This window comes from Shewanella carassii (assembly GCF_002777975.1).
GTDB lineage: Bacteria > Pseudomonadota > Gammaproteobacteria > Enterobacterales > Shewanellaceae > Shewanella > Shewanella carassii.
This window is the reverse complement of sequence record NZ_NGVS01000033.1, coordinates 597,374-616,483: the sequence shown is the minus strand read 5'-3', so window position 1 is coordinate 616,483 and position 19,110 is coordinate 597,374. Positions and strand designations below refer to the sequence as shown.

The following is a 19,110-nucleotide window of genomic DNA, read 5'->3' as shown; positions in this document are numbered from 1 at the left end:
CCATGGCTTTATGCCGACTAAGTGATGGCTTGGTGGCTAATCCATTGCGGCTTCACTCTATGATGATTATCGCCACTTATTGGTATAAACCACCAATCGCCGCCATCCGCCCAGGCACACAAATAGAAATATCCAATATTATTCAACAGGTTATAATTATGGCATACTTCTGGCTATTAATCGAAATATCCCCAAGCTTTACAGCAAAACTATGTGGCTGAACCGCCATTTAAAGGAGCACTCAATGGCTATTTTGCGTCTTATTTTTAATATTGCCTGGTTTATTCTTGGCGGCTTTGTCATGGGACTGGCCTGGTGGTTTGTCGGCTTGCTCTGTTTTATCAGTATCATAGGTATCCCATTCGGCCGCGCCTGTTTTGTCATAGGTGAACTGGCATTCTGGCCCTTCGGTCAGGAACATATCAGCCGCGACAGGCTCTCTGGCCGCGAAGATTTGGGCACCGGCGCCCTGGGTATGGTCGGTAACATCATCTGGTTCCTGCTGTTCGGAATTTGGCTGGCGATAGGCCACCTGACCCACGCCCTGGCCTGCTTTGTCACCATCATAGGCATACCTTTTGGCATTCAGCATCTGAAGCTGGCCTTGCTCTCTTTAACACCTATAGGCAAGACAGTGGTCGCCTCCCATTAACCACAAAGCCCAGGTCGGATATCTGACTCGATTTTGACCTGGGCTCAAACTTTCCCCAGACAAGTCTAGGGCATTTGTCGACTCAAGCGCTGCACCAACTCCAGCAATAACTCAGGCCTATCCAGCGCCACATCATGACCGCAGCGGCAAAAAGGAATCGGCTTTTGCCGATATTTAGCTGCCAGGCGAACGCTGCACTTGGGCGAAACCAGGCGATCATCACAGCCATAAACAATTGTTGCCGGCACCCGCAAGTTAGCCGGAGAGCGAAAGCGGGCCGAGGCAACAATTTGTCGCAGGCCATTGGCGAGTGTGGTTTTGGCCTCAAGCGCCAGTTGGCTCCAGTGACGACACAGAGACTTATCTTTGGCATGGGCAAGACTGGTAAGCGCAAGAATCGTCGCCTCGCGCCATTGAATGCCCTCGCCTTTGACTCTAGCGCACAAGGCTCGCAGCAGGGCTTGCAGCCGAAATCTCTGATACCAAGGAGAAAGATCGGCGGCGCTGCTGTTGAGCAATAAAAGCCCCTCAATCTGAAATTCCTTTTGGCAGCCATCTTCAACGTCATTTTTCCCGCCAAGTGCCATGGCCACCATGGCGCCCATGGAGATAGCCAATATTCGGCATTTAGCCACCTTGCGCCGCAGCAGTTCATCTGCAACAAAGTCGGCATAATCCTGAATATCCCAGGGACTGGTATCCGCCACCCTATCGCCATTTCCCGGCAGATCGATGAGCTCCACCCGAAACCCCGCCGCCAGCAGATTATCGGCAAAGGCCTGCCAATGACGTTTATCGCGCATCAGACCACGGATCAGCACCCAGGTTTGCTGCTCAGTCATGACTTGGTTTCTCCGCCGCTTGTGGATACCAAAAGTTTCGTGCCTGATAGTCCAGGTGATGCCGATGAAGTTCAGGCAGTTGTTCCAGTACCTGAGCATACCCCACATCGAGCAAGAACTGCATCAGGGTAAAGTGACGCCGTAAAATACGCTGTAGCCTGTGCTGCTTTTGAGGGTTGAAATAACCGGAGAAGCGCAGCAATTGCCTGGGATTCTTTTTAACCCAGGCCCAGGAGCCCATTTCCAGCGTTAAAGGTAGGAAAGGCACTTGGGGGTTACCACTGACCAAATAATCCCAAATATCGCCGTGGGTGCGATAGAAGCAGCTTTGAGGCGCAATATGATAGTGACAATGATGGGGGTAGCTCATTTCGAACAACTGCTTTAAATGATACACCTCCCCCAGGCGGGCAAAAGGCGTGTCCTTACAGGCAAAGGGAAACCAGATATGGTCCACCAGGCCAAAACCTGAGTGAGCATCGAGCACAATCAAGCTGCTGCCGCGGGCCATAAGATCATTACTGTAGTCAATAATCGCCCGGGTCTCGGCTTCCAGCTGATTGCTGCGGCCCCGATACCAGGGAAGATGGCGGGAAAACCGTTGACCGCCGACCATAAAAGTCACTGAGCCGCGGGCATCTATGGGAGCATTGCGCATCAAATCGACCCCATTGCCATTGGCGCGAGTTCCCCTGATAAGGCCGATGGGATTCAACACAGGTACAAACGCCAGCCGTATCTGAGTTAACATCAACTGCAGATGCTTATCCCAACTGCAGCGGGTCAACAAGCTGCCAAGAAGCGCCAGTATCACCTGGCTGCCGATACGCTCTACCCCGTGAACACCGCCGACGAACAGCACTGTGGGCACCCTGGAATTTGGGTTCCCCAGCTCCAGCGCCCGTACATCGTGCGTCTTCCCGGCAAAGCCGACTTGGGCCAAAGACCTGGCATTCAAGTGTTGCTGGTATTTATGCTCCAACTCGGCAAGCAGTTCAAGCTCATAGGCACTTTCTGTCACAGACACGTCCATCTGGGGTAAAGTGCTCAATTTAGCCGCCTTGGATGACAACTCAATGATACTTTAAGTGTTGCTCCAATATACTCTTGGCATCAATTCGAGCCAGCCCCTGGTCGAAAATATCCCGCCAGCGTTGTCCCTCTTCGGAATTTCGAAAAGCCACCAGCAAGCCCTTGCTGGCCAGCAATTGCCGATTCAGTTTAAGCTTACCCTCCAACTCCTCCATCCCCTGTTGCCGCAACAGGTAACGATAGACATTGGCATCGATCACCACGGCATCAATTCTGGCGGCCGCCAATTTGCGAAGGTTTTGTTCATCGGAATTAGCCAGCTCGAAGGGTTGCCGGCCTGAGTCCATGGCCCGATCTAGGCTCTCGGTATTAACATAGCCCTTTACCACTCCGAGATTGTAACGCTGCAAGTCCTGCAACTGTTGCCAGCTCACTGGCCGCTGGGCTTGCTCCACCAGTGCCAATTGACTGAAGCCTAACGGCTTAGAAAAAATAAACTTGTCACTTTGATGATAATACTCGGGAAAGTAACCAAGATAGGGTGAACCAGGCATGCCCGCCAACTTCACTGCCCGGCTCCAGGGGTAGAAATTAATTTTGAGTTCATGGCCCATGGCGGCGAGTGCCGCCTTGACCACGGCAACACAGGCTCCCTGCTGTTGCAGCATTTGACCACTGTAGGGAGGCCAATTAAGCGAGCTCAGTTGCAGAGTCTCGGCACGTGCAGAAGAAATGCCACAATAAAGCAGCAATAAGAGAACGAGCAGCGCAGACCGGTCGAAAAAGGTGATAGCTGTTCTTGCCATAATCTTACTCCGTTTGCCAAGGCCAATCCCACAAGCATTCAGAACGTTAACAGAGTATAGCTTGTCGATATCAGACACCCCTTACCCTTAATATGCGTTGCTGCGAGCATAAAAACGCAACCTGTCGCACATTTTAGAGTTTAATTGTGATGGTGAGTGAAAATCAGGAAAAAGTTGATTCGAGCAAGATAGCTAAATTCAGTGGCTAAAACCGCGGCGATCATCACAAAAAAACCATCTAAATCAACGATAGAGCCAATCGATATTAACATCTGTCAAAGCTGCTCACCGCTCACTATGATGGACCAATAACCACACACATAGTAAGTCTATTAGAGGTGATAGCAATGAGATATCAAGCACTGGTCATGGCTGTAACGGCAGCCCTCGGGATGACTGCGGCTCAGGCGGCTGAGCCTATCGAAATTATCAAGCCGGTGAAAATCACCGAGCCGGAAAAAGTCGAACTCGGAAAAATGCTTTACTTCGAACCCAGATTATCAAAGTCCGGGTTTATCTCCTGTAATTCATGTCACAATCTTTCCATGGGAGGGGTAGATGCCCTGCCAACCTCTATCGGTCATGCCTGGCAAGAAGGTCCTATCAACTCGCCTACCGTATTGAACGCCGATTATATGCTGGCACAGTTCTGGGATGGCCGCGCCAAAGATCTCAAGGAACAGGCCGCAGGTCCAATAGCCAACCCCAAGGAGATGGGATTTACTCATGAACTGGCGTCCGAAACCGTTGCCTCCATGCCGGCTTACCGCGCCCGCTTCAAGCAGGTTTACGGCTCTGAAGAGGTCAACATCGACAGGATAACAGATGCAATTGCCGCCTTTGAAAAGACATTGGTGACCCCCAACAGTCCCTTTGACAAGTATCTGGAAGGGGACAAAAATGCCATCAGCGCCGAAGCCAAAGCCGGTTATCAACTGTTCAAGGACAAAGGCTGTGTCGCTTGCCACAATGGTCCGGCGGTCGGTGGCACCATGTATATGAAGATGGGACTTATCAAGCCTTTCCACACGGATAACCCTGCTGAAGGCCGCAAGGCAGTAACGGGTAAGGAAGCCGACAAGATGGTGTTCAAGGTGCCGACACTGCGTAATATTGAACTCACCTACCCCTACTTCCATGACGGCAGTGTTTGGGAGCTGGAGGAGGCGGTCAACACCATGTCGGATATCCAGTTGGGTCAGAAGCTGACCGAGAAAGAAACCCAAGAGATGGTGGCCTTCCTCAAGTCGCTGACCGGCGAACAGCCCAAGGTTGAAATGCCCATTCTGCCGCCATCCAACAAAGACACCCCTAGACCGATTCCTTTCGGCAAGTAATTCATGACCATAAAGAAGCGCCGCAATGCGGCGCTTCTCTTTTACTGTTGCGGTTTAAATGACTCAAGCGTTGATATCCCGGTGCAGCTCTTCATACATCAGCTCACGCATGCGGAACTTCTGGATTTTGCCGGTGACCGTCATAGGGTATTGTTCAACAAACTTGATATAACGCGGCACCTTGAAATAAGCCACCTTCTCGGTCAGGAAGTGACGGATTTCATCTTCAGTGACGGTACTGCCGGGACGTATCTTGATCCAGGCGCACACCTCTTCACCGTATTTTTCACTCTGTACCCCGAATACTGCAGCATCTTGAATTTCACTATGGGTGTAGAGTTTCTCTTCAATCTCCCGTGGATAGATGTTCTCACCGCCCCGGATAATCATGTCTTTGATGCGACCGACTATCTGTACATATCCTTCGCTGTCCATCACTCCGAGATCGCCCGAATGCAGCCAGCCTTCTTTATCTATGGTAGCTTGGGTTTTGGCCGGATCGTTCCAGTAACCCTGCATCACACAATAACCTCGGCTACAGACTTCCCCCGGCTGCCCTACAGGTACAATCTCACCGAATTCATCAATGATCTTCACCTCGGTATGGGGCAGTGCCCGGCCAACGGTAGTGACTTGTTTCTCGAATGAAGATTCCACCTCTGTCATGTTATTGATCGGGCTGCATTCCGTTTGGCCGTAAGCGATAACGACTTCTGTCATATGCATCAGCTTATGCACCCGTTTCATCAACTCCTCAGGACAGGTGGCGCCGGCCATCACCCCGGTGCGCAAACTGCTGAGGTCATACTCCTGGAAATTGGCCAGCTCCAATTCGGCGATAAACATGGTCGGCACCCCATGCAGTCCGGTGCAGCGCTCCTGCTCGACCACCTTGAGGGTAGTAGTAGGGTCAAAGGCATCGGATGGGAATACGGCCGTGGCGCCTTTGGCCAGACACACCAGATTCCCCAGCACCATGCCAAAACAGTGATACAGGGGCACGGGAATACAAAGCTTATCATCCGGGCCAAAGCCCATGGCGTCGGCCACCAGCATGCCGTTGTTGAGAATATTATGGTGGGTCAGAGTGGCGCCTTTGGGGTTACCCGTGGTGCCTGAGGTGAACTGGATGTTAATGGCCTCATGGGGCGATAGACGCTCACCTATGCCTTTGAGATCGGCATATTCCGCCTCAGAGCCCATGGCACATACCTCGGGGAAATTCAGCATGCCCGGCGTCTTGTCACTGCCGGTGCGAATAACGCAGCGCAGTTCCGGCAGACGACTGGACACCAGCTTACCAGGCTCGGCATCACTGAGCTCCGGCGCCAACTCATTCAGCATCGCTAGGTAATCGCTGGACTTAAACTTATCGTGAGTGATCAGAGCCTTACAGCCCACATTGGTAAGTGCATATTCCAGCTCTTCCGGGCGATAAGCCGGGTTGATGCACACCATGATGGCGCCAATTCTGGCGGTGGCAAACTGAGTCAGACACCACTCGATATTATTAGGCGACCAGATCCCGACCCTGTCCCCGGGGCCGATACCCAGTGCCAACAGGCCTGTGGCCAACTTATCTATCTCTTCAAGATAGCGCGCATAACTCCAGCGCAATTGCTGATGATGCATCACCACAGCTGTATTGTCCGGATAGCGGTTGCAGATATCCTGCAAATACTGACCTATGGTCTTGTCTATCAAGGGAGTATTACTGTGCCCCAGATAACGGCTCTGTGACAGAGGTAAATCATTGAGTTGCTTGCTTGTCTTGTTGGCAGACATCTAAGCCTCCGTGCGTTGTTTTATCGTTATAGGAAGAGTCTGTCACCCTGAGCCGGCGGCCCTCCCCTCACAGTGTGAAGCCATATTGACAGCGTCTGAAAAGCATCAAAAACAGCGGCAATGATCGGCTTTCACTGCGGCCTGGGCGCAGGGTTCATAACGACTCTAACGAATGGCGCATTGGAATAACAAGCAAGGAAACCGGCTTTTAGACTAAAGAATAATGGCTCAAAAACCATCAGGGCCCCCAAAGGAGCCCTGAATAAAAAGCCTGCCGATGACGGGATCATGGCCGCAAAATGCACGGTAACAGCGACCGAATATCCTCAGGCCGCCTTTTGCAATTGCTGCATTCTTTCCAGTAAGGCCAACATGACCCCCTGACGGCGCATGTTCTGCAGGACACCCGGGCTGAAACGCTCTAAGCGCACCATGGCACTGAGCAGCAAGCGGCATTCATACAAGGAAGCATCGGCGATATATTCAGGCCTGTCGACCATATGGCTGTTTTGGTACCAATCGTCCCAACTAAACTCGTTGAGTAGCATGCCTTGGCGCTTCATTTCAGCAACAAATTTGTGGACTGTCGCGGGGTCGTAATCCTGTTCCCCGCGGGCAAAATCATGGCGATAGGTTTGATAATCAGCAGTTGAAGCTGTCAGGCTGAGTGTGGCCATAGGCGACTCCTAATCTTTTACATCGATTATCACAATAATGCATAATCTACCAATCTAATGAAGTCAGTCTGCCCTTGCCTTGCTGAATAAGTGCTTAACAGGCTGGTAAGCTTTCCTGGTAAAAACACTCAAGGAGTGCCAGCATGAAGTACTGGTTGATGAAATCCGAACCCGATGAATTCAGCATCGACGATCTACAGCGGGTCAAGGTGGAACCCTGGTGCGGGATCCGCAATTATCAGGCTCGCAACTTTATTCGCGATGAACTGCAAATCGGCGACGCCATTTTGTTCTATCATTCCAGTTGCAAAACGCCGGGCGTGGTGGGCACAGCCAGAGTCGTCGGAGAGGCCAAAGCCGATACCACGGCCTGGGATCCGGAATCACCCTACTTTGATCCCAAGTCGAGCCCAGAGTCACCGCGCTGGTTCCAGCTGGATATCGGCTTTGAACGGCAGTTTGCCAAAACAGTCAGCCTGAAAGAGATCAAGGCAGACTCGCAGCTCGAACATATGTATCTGGTACAAAAAGGGGCCAGACTGAGCGTGCAACCGGTCACAGAGCAGGAATGGCAACGTATTCTTCTACTCGCAGGAGAGAAACTATGACAAACAAACTATCCAAAGCCTTGGTAGCAATCAGCCTGGGTGCCCTGCTGGCCAGTCCGGCCGTTTTGGCCAAGCAGGATAAAGACCACAAAGATTTACCCCCTGGCCTGCAAAAGAAAGCCGCCCGGGGTGAACCTTTGCCTCCGGGTTGGCAAAAGCGCTATCACAGGGGCGATATCCTTGATAATGATATCTATGCCCGCGGCCGAGTGGTTGTGCCGCTGGGCAATGATGGCCTGATAACGGTCGACATAGAAGGCACACTGTTCAAGCTGCACGACAAGACCCGCAGGATCATTGAGATCCTGGAACACTGATGCCGTTATCAAAGCCCTGAGTTCAAAAGCAAAAAGCCATGGTGGAAACCATGGCTTTTTTGTTTGTCGGCAAAATAGGTTAAGCGCTTGACTGCTTTTCTTGACTGCCTTTCTTCGCTGCTATCTTTACCTTAATCTTTACTGCTACCTTTGCCGGTCATTTTGCCAATAGCGCTTCAGCGCCCATCCAGCATACGGCCAATTCCGCCAAGCACTGAGCCCTCGCCCCGGTCACTGCCACCGGCGGAAGGCGCATGGGCAATGATCCTGTCGGCCATACGGGAAAACGGTAAGCTCTGCAGCCACACTGTGCCATGGCCTGAAAGTGTCGCCAGAAATAAACCTTCACCACCAAACACCATGGACTTGAGAGAGCCGGCCCTCTCTATGTCGTAATCGATACCCTTGGTAAAGCCCACCAGACAGCCGGTATCCACTCTCAGGGTTTCGCCCTTGAGCTCTTTACGGATCAAGGTGCCACCTGCGTGAATAAAGGCCATGCCATCACCCTTGAGGCTCTGCAAAATAAAGCCTTCACCGCCGAAGAAACCGGTTCCCAGGCGCTTATTGAATCTCATGGTCACCTGGGTACCCATAGCCGCGGCCAGGAAACTGTCTTTCTGCAAAATGAGTTCACCGCCGACCTCATCGAGATCGATTGCCAGAATAGTGCCGGGATAAGGTGCGGCGAACGACACCCGGCGTTTGCCCTGGCCCTGATTGCTGAAATGGGTCATAAACAGGCTTTCACCTGTCAGCATACGTTTACCGGCCCCCATCAACTTGCCGAAAAAGCCCGAATCCGGCTCTGAACCATCGCCCATGCGCGCTTCAAAACTGATCCCTTCCTCCATGTAAGTCATGGCGCCGGCCTCGGCGATCACTGTTTCACCGGGATCCAGCTCCACCTCAACCAGCTGCATGCTCTCACCCTTGATCTCATAATCCACTTCATGGCTGTTCTTGCTCATTGAAACTCCCCCTCAATGGTTTAGGGTCTGAATGACCTGGCACTCAGTCTATGACATAAAATGTCAAAACAGCAAGTGAGGAGGCGGATGTAATTTGAGTAAAAAGTAACAGAATGCTTCAACCCAGACCGCTGGCGTTATCCCCTTGAAAGCGCTCAAACTCCTCCAGAATCAGCTCGGTAAACAGCCTTCCTGCACGGCCAAGGGGTCGCTCCAGCGTCGACACCAACTGAGGAATAAAACGAAAACGGCTGCCGCCGACAAAGTCCAGCTCACATAAATCACCACAAGCCAGCTCTTCGGTTATCAGGAAATCCGGCATCCAGCCAAAACCCAGGCCCTTGAGCAAGGCGTTCTTTTTCATGATAAAACCGGAGAGATAAAAGACCTTGTCGCCACCAAACTGCAGCTCATCGCGCTGGCTCTTGACCGGTGATGAGTCTTCGATGGTGAGCTCCACATGTTGCTGCAATTCGGACAGGGTTATGCCGCGGCGCGAAGTCAAGGGGTGGTCTTTACCTGCCACCAACACACTGGTGATGGCAGGCAGGGGCTTGGGGTGGTAACTGGGGCCGCTGCGATAGTCTTTTACCAACATAAGATCGGCGCTGTCGCGCTCAAACCTGTGTTGTACCCCACCGAGAAACTCCATATTAAGCTGGATTTTGGTCGGGATCTTATGCTCTGTCATGCGCTTGAGGGCAGTCATAATAGGCTCCATCGGCAAGGCGCCGTCTATCACCAGCTCCAACCTGGGCTCCCAACCCTCACTGAAACGACTGGCCAGATGTTCTATATTGCCAAGATGCGCCAGCAAGCGTTGTCCCTCGGCTAAAATAACCCGCCCTTCGTGAGTCAGCTCGGCCCGGTATTGATTACGGTCAAGTAGATTAACGCCAAGATATTGTTCCAGTTTCTTTATCTGATAACTGACCGCCGACTGCGCCTTGTGCAGACGCTCTGCCGCCTTGGCAAAACTGCCCTCTTCCACCACCACCTTAAGCACATTGAAGGCGTCGATATCGATACGCAAGGTTTACACTCCCGTAAATTCAACAAGACAATCAAATTTTTAGATTGAGTATGCCGAATAATTATTCTTTTTTTTGTACAAGCACGCAACTAAATTGAAAGATAGATCACAAAAACGGCTCATTTGCGCTGCTAGCGACCGGCAATTCCGACAGACAAGAGCGCAAAGAGAACAAGAATAACAACAGTGGCCGCCGAAGGTTCCCAACGAAGGTTAACAGCAAGCGCCACCAAGGAAGAGTCAGATGCCATTTTATGTAAAACAGGGGCAGGTTCCCAACAAGCGCCATATCGCATTTGAGAAGCAATCCGGTGAACTCTACCGTGAAGAGCTGTTTTCAACCCATGGCTTTTCCAATATCTATTCCAACAAGTACCACCACAATATGCCTACCAAGGCGTTAACCGTTGAGCCCTTTGAGCTCAGCCATGGTGAAGTGTGGCAGGACTCCCTGGTACAGAACTATAAACTGGACAGCAAACAGGCCGATAGGCAGGGGCACTTCTTCTGTGCCCGCAACAAGATTTTCTTCAATCAGGATCTGGCGATTTATACTGCCAGAGTCACCGAGGATACCGAGCTGTTCTACCGCAATGCCTACGCCGACGAGGTGGTATTTGTCCACGAGGGTGAAGGCGAGCTCTTAAGTGAATACGGCAAGCTCAAGGTGCAAAAGTGGGACTATCTGGTGATCCCCCGCGGCACCACCTATCAGTTGAAATTCAAGGACTACACTAATGTTCGCCTGTTGGTGATCGAGTCCTTCTCCATGGTGGAGATCCCCAAACACTTTCGCAATGACTATGGCCAGTTGCTGGAGTCGGCGCCCTATTGCGAGCGGGATATCCGGGTACCCGAACTGACAGAGGCCAGGGTCGAGCAAGGGGAATTCCCACTGGTCAGCAAGTTTGGCGACAAGTATCAGCTGACTCAGCTGGAATGGCATCCTTTTGATCTGGTGGGTTGGGACGGTTTTGTCTACCCCTGGGCCTTCAACATCACAGAGTACGCGCCCAAGGTAGGCAAGATTCACCTGCCCCCCTCGGATCATCTGGTGTTTACCGCCCACAACTTTGTTATCTGCAACTTTGTTCCCAGACCTTACGACTTCCATCCCAAGGCTATCCCGGCACCTTACTACCACAACAATATCGACAGCGACGAGGTGCTCTACTATGTGGATGGCGACTTTATGAGCCGCACCGGCATAGAAGCCGGTTACCTGACACTGCATCAAAAAGGCGTGCCTCATGGGCCGCAGCCCGGGCGCACCGAAGCCTCCATCGGCAAGAAAGACACCTATGAATACGCCGTTATGGTGGATACCTTTGCCCCGCTGCAGTTAACCACCCATGTGCAGAGCTGCATGAGTACAGATTACAACCGCTCCTGGCTCGAACGCTGAGCCCGGACCCGAATATCCAGCAAGGCCATCAGAGAATGGCCGCAAGCAACATCATTGAAGAGGACATAGAAATGGCAAGCGAAAAGAATCCACTGGGACTGCTCGGTATCGAATTCACCGAGTTTGCAACCCCGGACAGTGATTTCATGCACCAGGTCTTTATCGACTTTGGTTTCTCCATGCTGAAAAAAGCCAAGGACAGGGAGATTTTCTACTACAAGCAGAATGACATTAACTTTCTGCTCAACAAGGAGCGTCAAGGCTTCAGCGCCGAATTTGCCAAGCACCATGGCCCGGCCATCTGCTCCATGGGTTGGCGGGTAGAAGATGCCAACTATGCCTTGCAACTGGCGGTATCCCGCGGCGCCCGCCCGGCAGATCAGGCCCACACTGATCTGCCCTACCCGGCAATCTATGGTATAGGCGACAGCCTGATTTACTTCATCGACCGTTTCGGCGAGCAGAATAATATCTACAAGACAGACTTTGTCGACCTGCCTGCCCCTGTGATAGTCCCTGAAAAAGGCTTTATGGAAGTGGATCACCTGACCAACAATGTCCACAAGGGTACTATGGAACAATGGTCTGATTTCTATAAGGATATCTTCGGATTCACCGAAGTGCGTTACTTCGATATCAGCGGCGTACAAACCGCCTTGGTCTCCTACGCCCTGCGCTCTCCCGATGGCAGCTTCTGTATCCCCATCAATGAGGGCAAGGGTGACGACAAAAACCAGATTGATGAGTACCTGCGCGAATATAACGGCCCGGGCGTGCAACATCTGGCATTCCGCACCCGGGATATCGTCGCCTCGCTCGATGCCATGGAAGGAACCTCAATCGAGACCCTGGACATCATCCCTGAATACTACGACACCATCTTCGACAAGGTGCCGCAGGTGACGGAAAACCGCGACAAGATAAAGCATCATCAAATTCTGGTGGACGGGGATGACAGTGGCTATCTGCTGCAGATCTTCACCAAAAACCTGTTCGGCCCGATCTTTATCGAAATTATTCAGCGCAAGAACAACCTCGGCTTTGGCGAGGGCAACTTCAAGGCGTTGTTCGAATCCATCGAGCGCGATCAAATGAAGCGTGGCGTGCTGTAACCGATAACGAAATCCCCCGTTTGAGACCGATCTGATGATCGGTCTCTTGTTTTCCGCCTTAGTATATTGAGCGCTGCAATTTTTTACTTTGTCACCCGGTAGGATTTCATTAGACTGATCTCCCTTTTTGAGAGACAGCTGTACCCAAAATGCAAGACTACGCCCTGCTCGCCGCTTTTATTCCAACCTTTTTCTTTGTTTCCGTCACCCCGGGAATGTGCATGACCCTGGCCATGACACTGGGGATGAGCATTGGGGTGCGCCGCACTCTGTGGATGATGCTGGGTGAAGTCGTGGGGGTCGCCCTGGTGGCTTTGGCGGCCGTGCTGGGTGTGGCCACGATTATGTTGAAACATCCGATGATCTTCCAGGGACTCAAATATCTTGGCGGAGCCTATCTTATCTGGCTCGGCATCAATATGTGGCGGGCCAAGGGCAAGATGGCCAATCTGGACCAACCCCGAAGTATCAAGCGCACGGCGTTGATCTCCCAAGGCTTTGTCACCGCCATTGCCAATCCCAAGGGCTGGGCCTTTATGATTTCCTTGCTGCCTCCCTTTATCAATCTGCAGCAACCTATGGCACCGCAACTGACGGCACTCATCGGCATTATCATGTGTACCGAGCTCATCTGCATGCTGGCCTATGCCAACGGCGGCAAGAGCCTGAGGCTGTTTTTGAGCCGTGGCAACAATGTCCGCCTGCTCAACCGGATAGCCGGCAGCCTGATGTTGGGGGTCGGTGTCTGGCTGGCGCTGGGTTAATCGCCCTTTTTGTAGGGTAAGGCCTGCTGCAACTGCGCTTGATACAAGCGGTTGTTGCCGACCTCTGTTTGACAGAAATCGGCTATCGCCTCTCGAAAGCCCGGATGCGCTATCCCGTGCAGCGAATAGGTGGTGACACACTCAAAACCGCGGATAAGCTTGTGCTCCCCCTGGGCACCGGCGTTGAAGCAACTGAGGCCGTTCTCGATACAGTAGTCTATCCCCTGCCAGTAACAGGCCTCGAAATGCAGCGCCGGGATCTCCTCAAGTGCGCCCCAATAGCGGCCATAAAGGGTATCTTTCCCCTGCAGATAAAGCGCGCATGCCAGCACCTGTTGCGGCGCTTCGCCCATTCGGTGAACCAGGAGCAAACGCACCTCAGATGCCATCAACTTACCGAGTAACTTGAAAAAGTCGGGCTGAAGATACCCCCCGTGGCCGGAGCGTTTCAGGTAGGTCTGCCGATAGCAGCGATAGAAAAGCTGCCAGTGCCAATCTTGCAGTTCATCGCCCCTGAGCCAGACAAACTGCAAACCAGCCAAGGCACGGCGCTCTTTGAGAATATTCTTGCGCCGTTTCGAGTTGAGCCGCGCCAAAAAATCATCAAACTGGCTGTAACCCCGGTTAAACCAATGAAACTGCGTGCCTTCCCGCACCAAAGTCTGGGGCAAATGCCGCAATGACTCGAGCTGCCCCTTGCTGACAAACAGCCAATGCCAGGAGGAATAGCTTTCGAGCAGTTGCCAAAACAGTTTCCACAGCGCCTGCTGGATATCAGCGGCCGCCGCCCTGGCCTCGGGCGCTATCCCGAGTCTTGGGCCGCTGACAGGCGTAAAGGGAATGGCGCAGACCAACTTGGGATAATAGGCTTCACCGTGGCGTTGATAGGCATCGGCCCAGGCCCAGTCGAACACATATTCGCCCCAGGAGTGATCCTTGAGATAAAGCGGCATCACAGCCAACCGCCTGTCGTTGCAAAACAGCTGTAAATGCATGGGTTGCCAGCCGGCTGCGGCGCAAACACTGCCGCTTTGTTCCAGCGCCTTCAAAAAAGCATGTCGACAAAAGGGGTTGTCCGGCTCTGTTTGGCCATCTTCAGCCAGACACAGATCCCACTCGGCGGCGGGGATCTCATCAATGCCGGCGGCAAAACGCCACTGCCAGTGCTTATTGTCCAAATGTATTCCATATGCCGAGGCAAACTTGCAATCAAGGATAATTGGCGGCACATTGCATAGCAACTTAAGCAAAAGCAGTATAAGGAAATATAGTGCGTCTGATAAAACCGCTGATCTTCGCCGTCGCTCTGGCTCTGCCAACAGCCTCCACCCTGAGTTACAGCCCACAAGTTACCGCCAATGAATCCTCGATTTACAGTGAAATGGCCACAGCCCAGCCCGTTTGGGCCAAGCATGGCATGGTTTCCAGCCAGGAGGCACTGGCTTCCCGTATCGGGGTAGATATTCTCAAGCAAGGCGGCAACGCGGTAGATGCAGCTGTGGCCGTGGGTTATGCCCTGGCAGTGACTTTGCCCCGGGCCGGCAATATAGGTGGCGGCGGTTTCATGCTGGTACACCTGGCGAAGGAAAACAAGACCATAGCTATAGACTATCGGGAGATGGCTCCTTCCAAGGCCCACAGGGATATCTTCCTTGATGACAAGGGCAATGCGGTCAATAAACTCAGCCGCGAGCACGGCCTGGCGGTAGGCGTTCCCGGCACTGTGATGGGCATGGAGCTGGCCCTGTCCAAGTATGGCACCATGAAACGGGAGCAAGTGATAGCCCCGGCGATCAAACTGGCGCGGGATGGGATCAGCGTTACTTCAGATCTAGCCAACTCCCTCAATGGGGTTAAGCGCCGCATTTCCCAATGGCCAAGCTCTGCCGCTATCTTCTACAAGGCAGATGGCAGCAGCTTTGTACCGGGCGACATCATCAAGCAACCTGAGTTGGCTCACTCATTGGAGCTGATTGCCAAACAGGGCAGCAAAGGATTTTACCAAGGGGAAACCGCCGAGAAACTGGTGAGTGCCATTCAGGCCGCCGGCGGCATCATGACCCTTGAGGATCTCAACAACTATCAAGCCATAGAGCGCCAGCCGGTGCGCGGACACTATCGAGGCTATGAGGTGGTTTCCATGCCGCCGCCATCATCGGGTGGTATTCATATCATAGAGATCCTCAACATTCTCGAGCAGTACCCCATCCATGATCTGGGCCATAACACCGCCGCCACTTTGCATCTTATGGCCGAGGCCATGAGACGGGCCTATGCCGATCGCAGCGAGTATCTCGGCGATCCGGATTTCTATCCTGTGCCGGTCAAAGCCCTGTTGAGCCAGGATTATGCCAAGACATTGGCCAAGAGCATCGACAGCAAGCACGCCACCCCTTCAAGCCAGATCAAACCCGGCAAGCTGGCACCCTATGAAAGTGACCAGACAACTCACTACTCGGTCGTGGATAAATGGGGCAATGCGGTATCCAACACCTATACCCTCAACTTCAGTTATGGCTCTGGGCTGGTGGCCGATGGCACAGGGATTTTGCTGAACAATGAGATGGATGATTTCTCAGCCAAACCCGGCACCCCCAACGGGTATGGTCTGGTGGGCGGTGAAGCCAACTCGGTACAGGGCAACAAGCGGCCACTGAGCTCCATGAGCCCGACCATGATAATGAAAGACGGTCAGCCGTTTCTGGTTACCGGCAGCCCGGGGGGCGCCAGGATCATTACCACAGTGCTGCAGATCATCATGAATGTGATTGACCACGACCTGAATATCGCCGAAGCCAGCTTTGCGCCGCGGATGCATCACCAGTGGTTGCCGGATGAAATTCGGGTTGAGCGCAGCCTCAATGGTGACACCATAGCGCTGCTGGAAGCCATGGGCCACCAGGTCAAGGTCAAAAGTGCCATGGGTAGCACCCAGAGCATTATGGTGACCGAAGAAGGTAAATTTGGTGCATCGGATCCGCGCCGTGCCGGCAGTGAGGCGTTGGGATATTAAGCCGTTTGTTCTCTAGAAACTGTCACTTAGGGACAATACGGATAATTCCTAGTGACACTCAGGCTCACAAGACAATTGGCGGTTAAGGTATCCGACCGATGGCATAACCGCCTACCTGAGTCGAATAATACAAAAACCGAGTGTGGTGAAAGCCCTGCAAGCCGGGGCGATTGCTATCAGCTAAATTCAATTGACCTGCATGCCCCCAAGGCCATGACTCACAGCCCCTTGTTACAAAACAACAAAAAAACACACTTAGCGTGTTTTAAGGGGCATTTTCCACACTTTATTACTGCTAGCACTTCGGAATTCCAAGCAAAAAAGGCTATTTAAAACGGAAATACCGCATTGACTGATGAAATTTGAAACAACAGCAAATTAAGTTATTGCATTGTTTTTAATCGAGAATTTTATGTGAACTCAATCAATTTATCTTTCCCTTATAAAATGTATCCTTTCTCCCCCTTTTGAAATGAAGCTTTATTTCATCAAGGGAAAGGAAATTGGACAACCTGAGGCGCTCAGGTTTACTTATTTTGGGATAGTAAATGAAAAAAACGACTTTTCTTGCCGCTTCAATCACGTTGGCGCTGGCCGGATGTGGTGGCAGCGATAACGACACCACAACCAACTCATTCACGGTAAAAGCAATTGACGGTTATCTGGTAAATGCCGAAATCTATGCCGGTGACAACTGTCAAACCAAGCTGGCAACAACCGGAAGAGGCGGCATAGCCAAGATTGACAACCAATATCTGGGTCAAAAAATCTGTGTGAAAGCCATTGCCGACAAGACCATAGATGAAAGTCGTGGCGTAGTAAAAAAAGCTTTTGAATTGAAAGCTCAGGCAAGCAAAGACGCAAACAGCCAGGTGATCAGTCCCATGACTGATCTGGTAGTCAAGCATATGGATGCTAACAAGGGTGTATCCCAAGCGGATGCCCAGAAAGCCGTATCTGCCAAATTTGCCGGTTTGAAAGCCGACTCTGAACTCTTGTTTGGTGACTATGTAGCCAAGAGCGGCAGCGACAAGGTTGCTCAGGCACTGAATATTGTTGGTGAAACTCTGGTTTCTCAACCCGATGTGGCTGAAGAATACCTGGAAGAGTTGGTTGAAGATGTCGCAGCCAAAGTCGATGCAGGTGATGATCTGAACGATTATGAGCCTGTGATTACTCCTGAAGGTAGCGTTGAAGCCAACCATAGACCTCATATCGCCCTGTCCAAAACAGAGCAGGATAAACTTCAGGCAATTACCCTTGAGTTAAATCAATCCATCGAACCTATCGATTTAGCCGCAGCCTTTGCCGACAAAGACAATGATGCCTTTGAATTGAGCGTGATGGAGGAAGATGGCAGCGTAGCGCTGGAAACTCTCGGATTGGCATTCGATGCCAAAACAGGCGTACTCAGCGGTACCCCTAAAATCGCCGGCGAAATCGAATTGCATGCCTACGCTACCGACAGCAAAGGGGCCCGCTCTTACCCACTGGAAATTGAGATTGAAGTCAGCAGTATCAACCATGCTCCTGTCATCAATCCTGCCGAAAAGGTTGAACTCGAGGCTGAACTGGTGCGCATGGCGCTGACAGTGGGAACACAGATTGATCAGACTATTGAACTGGACGACCTGTTTGGCGATCAGGATAAAGATCAACTGACCTTCAACGCCACCACCGACATGCAAGGTGTCACCTTGAAAATTGAACAAGGCGACTCACTGCGTTTGTCCGGCAAGCCTGTGGTAGCCGGTGACTTTGTGATCACAGTGACAGTTAATGACGGCAAACATGCGCCTGTGAGAGCCGATCTTAAAGTCAAGGTTGCCGATAACGGTATCGCTCCTGAGCCAAAACACCCATTGGAAGGTAAAACCTGGTTCACCACTGAATGGGGTTCTGCCAATGAAAATGATGATGGTGTAATGCAGGTTTGGTGTGACACACTGGAATTTAAAAACAATTCTGTACTACGTAACGTCCGCACGGCTGAAAACCTGAGCGACTGCTCAAACTTGGCAACAGAAGAAGTTTCCACTTACCTCATCAACGACAAAGGTCAGATGGTGTTGGAATATGCCGATGATGAAGGTGTTGAACATCAAGAAACCATCGAGCTGAGCGACGCCATCGCCGGGGTGGGTACAGGAGCCAAAGTCGCCCAAATGTGGGGCGGTCGCTATACTCTGTTTGCCAACGCCGATGAAGTAGAAAAGCGCCTGGATATCGAATCTGATGATGATGCGGCCAATCGTATGTTTACCGCTGAACTTCCGGCAACGACAGACGCCACCTATCAATTGGGTCACCTGACCATGCAGATGACAGCGGCAGACAACGGCGGTGCCCATGTTGGCCTGTACTTCGATGTGCCTAACACCGACTTCAGCTGTGATGAAGTACGTGAATTCTACGATCTGAACCTGAGTTACCAAGGCATGGAGTATCGTATTCCAGCCGAACTGTTCCCCGGCGAAGAGAATGGCATCCAATATTGCTCAGCCCAGTTCAATATTGCACAACCTGTTGTTGGCAAGATCTATAGCGTTATCGGCCATGTGGCCGAAGACGATGCCGGTTTGGTCGAAGAGATTAAAACCAACATTGAATGGACTGGCAAAGGTAACAACGAGTAAGCCTACTCCGACATAAACAGACTCGATTGACTTTAGGTTTCTTAGCCTAAATTTAATTTGATACTGTTTAGGATCTTTGAGTTGCCCGTATCAAAAGGTTAATTCCAACGGGCAACTCTC

General features: G+C 51.8%; 17 protein-coding genes. 9 read left to right on the top strand and 8 right to left on the bottom strand.

Annotation, left to right across the window (positions count from 1 at the left end; genetic code table 11):
- Nucleotides 1-244: 244 nt before the first annotated feature.
- Nucleotides 245-652 carry a YccF domain-containing protein gene (locus CBE72_RS18980; RefSeq protein ID WP_025011114.1) on the top strand — a complete coding sequence of 136 codons (408 nt, stop codon included), beginning with the start codon at nt 245-247 and terminating at the stop codon, nt 650-652.
- A 65-nt stretch (nt 653-717) separates the two neighbouring features.
- On the opposite strand, the gene CBE72_RS18975 is transcribed toward CBE72_RS18980, so the two are convergent.
- From CBE72_RS18975 to CBE72_RS18965, 3 genes are read right to left on the bottom strand one after another with little or no spacing between them, the layout of a single operon-like run.
- Nucleotides 718-1,494 (bottom strand): alpha/beta fold hydrolase, encoded by a 777-nt coding sequence (locus CBE72_RS18975; RefSeq protein ID WP_157929114.1) that lies wholly within the window; start codon nt 1,492-1,494, stop codon nt 718-720.
- Nucleotides 1,487-2,515: a M14 family zinc carboxypeptidase gene (locus tag CBE72_RS18970; RefSeq protein ID WP_373289259.1), complete on the bottom strand. Its 1,029-nt coding sequence runs from the start codon at nt 2,513-2,515 to the stop codon at nt 1,487-1,489. The genes CBE72_RS18975 and CBE72_RS18970 overlap by 8 nt, the downstream gene beginning before the upstream one ends.
- A 52-nt stretch (nt 2,516-2,567) precedes the next feature.
- Nucleotides 2,568-3,332 carry a substrate-binding periplasmic protein gene (locus tag CBE72_RS18965; RefSeq protein WP_100145737.1) on the bottom strand — a complete coding sequence of 255 codons (765 nt, stop codon included), beginning with the start codon at nt 3,330-3,332 and terminating at the stop codon, nt 2,568-2,570.
- Nucleotides 3,333-3,679: 347 nt separating this feature from the next.
- On the opposite strand from CBE72_RS18965, the gene CBE72_RS18960 reads away from it, so the two are divergent.
- Nucleotides 3,680-4,669, top strand: a complete 990-nt coding sequence (locus tag CBE72_RS18960; RefSeq protein ID WP_052247979.1) for a cytochrome-c peroxidase — start codon at nt 3,680-3,682, stop codon at nt 4,667-4,669.
- 63 nt (nt 4,670-4,732) lie between these two features.
- On the opposite strand, the gene CBE72_RS18955 is transcribed toward CBE72_RS18960, so the two are convergent.
- Entirely contained in the window at nt 4,733-6,454 is a 1,722-nt protein-coding gene (locus tag CBE72_RS18955; protein ID WP_100145735.1) for an AMP-binding protein, read from the bottom strand.
- 326 nt (nt 6,455-6,780) lie between these two features.
- Nucleotides 6,781-7,131: a DUF6508 domain-containing protein gene (locus tag CBE72_RS18950; RefSeq protein WP_100145733.1), complete on the bottom strand. Its 351-nt coding sequence runs from the start codon at nt 7,129-7,131 to the stop codon at nt 6,781-6,783.
- A gap of 143 nt (nt 7,132-7,274) precedes the next feature.
- Between CBE72_RS18950 and CBE72_RS18945 the strand changes: the two genes are divergently transcribed.
- On the top strand, nt 7,275-7,739 hold the full coding sequence (locus CBE72_RS18945; RefSeq protein ID WP_071475849.1) for an EVE domain-containing protein: 465 nt from the start codon (nt 7,275-7,277) through the stop codon (nt 7,737-7,739).
- Nucleotides 7,736-8,056 (top strand): hypothetical protein, encoded by a 321-nt coding sequence (locus CBE72_RS18940; RefSeq protein ID WP_028780804.1) that lies wholly within the window; start codon nt 7,736-7,738, stop codon nt 8,054-8,056. The genes CBE72_RS18945 and CBE72_RS18940 overlap by 4 nt, the downstream gene beginning before the upstream one ends.
- A 176-nt stretch (nt 8,057-8,232) precedes the next feature.
- Here the strand turns inward: CBE72_RS18940 and CBE72_RS18935 are convergent, their stop codons facing one another.
- Together CBE72_RS18935 and CBE72_RS18930 are read right to left on the bottom strand one after the other, a co-directional pair.
- On the bottom strand, nt 8,233-9,027 hold the full coding sequence (locus CBE72_RS18935) for a TIGR00266 family protein (RefSeq protein WP_071475851.1): 795 nt from the start codon (nt 9,025-9,027) through the stop codon (nt 8,233-8,235).
- Nucleotides 9,028-9,145: 118 nt separating this feature from the next.
- Nucleotides 9,146-10,060 (bottom strand): LysR family transcriptional regulator, encoded by a 915-nt coding sequence (locus CBE72_RS18930; protein ID WP_093983391.1) that lies wholly within the window; start codon nt 10,058-10,060, stop codon nt 9,146-9,148.
- Nucleotides 10,061-10,304: 244 nt separating this feature from the next.
- Between CBE72_RS18930 and CBE72_RS18925 the strand changes: the two genes are divergently transcribed.
- From CBE72_RS18925 to CBE72_RS18915, 3 genes are all read left to right on the top strand, one after another.
- Nucleotides 10,305-11,465, top strand: coding sequence for a homogentisate 1,2-dioxygenase (locus CBE72_RS18925; RefSeq protein ID WP_100145731.1), 1,161 nt, complete (start codon nt 10,305-10,307; stop codon nt 11,463-11,465).
- Nucleotides 11,466-11,536: 71 nt separating this feature from the next.
- On the top strand, nt 11,537-12,577 hold the full coding sequence (gene hppD, locus CBE72_RS18920; RefSeq protein WP_039033461.1) for a 4-hydroxyphenylpyruvate dioxygenase: 1,041 nt from the start codon (nt 11,537-11,539) through the stop codon (nt 12,575-12,577).
- 149 nt (nt 12,578-12,726) lie between these two features.
- Nucleotides 12,727-13,341, top strand: coding sequence for a LysE family translocator (locus tag CBE72_RS18915; RefSeq protein ID WP_039033377.1), 615 nt, complete (start codon nt 12,727-12,729; stop codon nt 13,339-13,341).
- Here the strand turns inward: CBE72_RS18915 and CBE72_RS18910 are convergent.
- Nucleotides 13,338-14,519, bottom strand: coding sequence for a GNAT family N-acetyltransferase (locus CBE72_RS18910; RefSeq protein WP_167387699.1), 1,182 nt, complete (start codon nt 14,517-14,519; stop codon nt 13,338-13,340). The two genes, CBE72_RS18915 and CBE72_RS18910, sit on opposite strands and share 4 nt — an antisense overlap.
- A 92-nt stretch (nt 14,520-14,611) precedes the next feature.
- Here CBE72_RS18910 and ggt point away from each other — a divergent pair, with 92 nt between their 5' ends.
- Nucleotides 14,612-16,354: a gamma-glutamyltransferase gene (gene ggt, locus CBE72_RS18905; RefSeq protein WP_100145729.1), complete on the top strand. Its 1,743-nt coding sequence runs from the start codon at nt 14,612-14,614 to the stop codon at nt 16,352-16,354.
- A 548-nt stretch (nt 16,355-16,902) separates the two neighbouring features.
- Nucleotides 16,903-18,990, top strand: coding sequence for a hypothetical protein (locus CBE72_RS18900; protein WP_100145727.1), 2,088 nt, complete (start codon nt 16,903-16,905; stop codon nt 18,988-18,990).
- Nucleotides 18,991-19,110 lie beyond the last annotated feature (120 nt).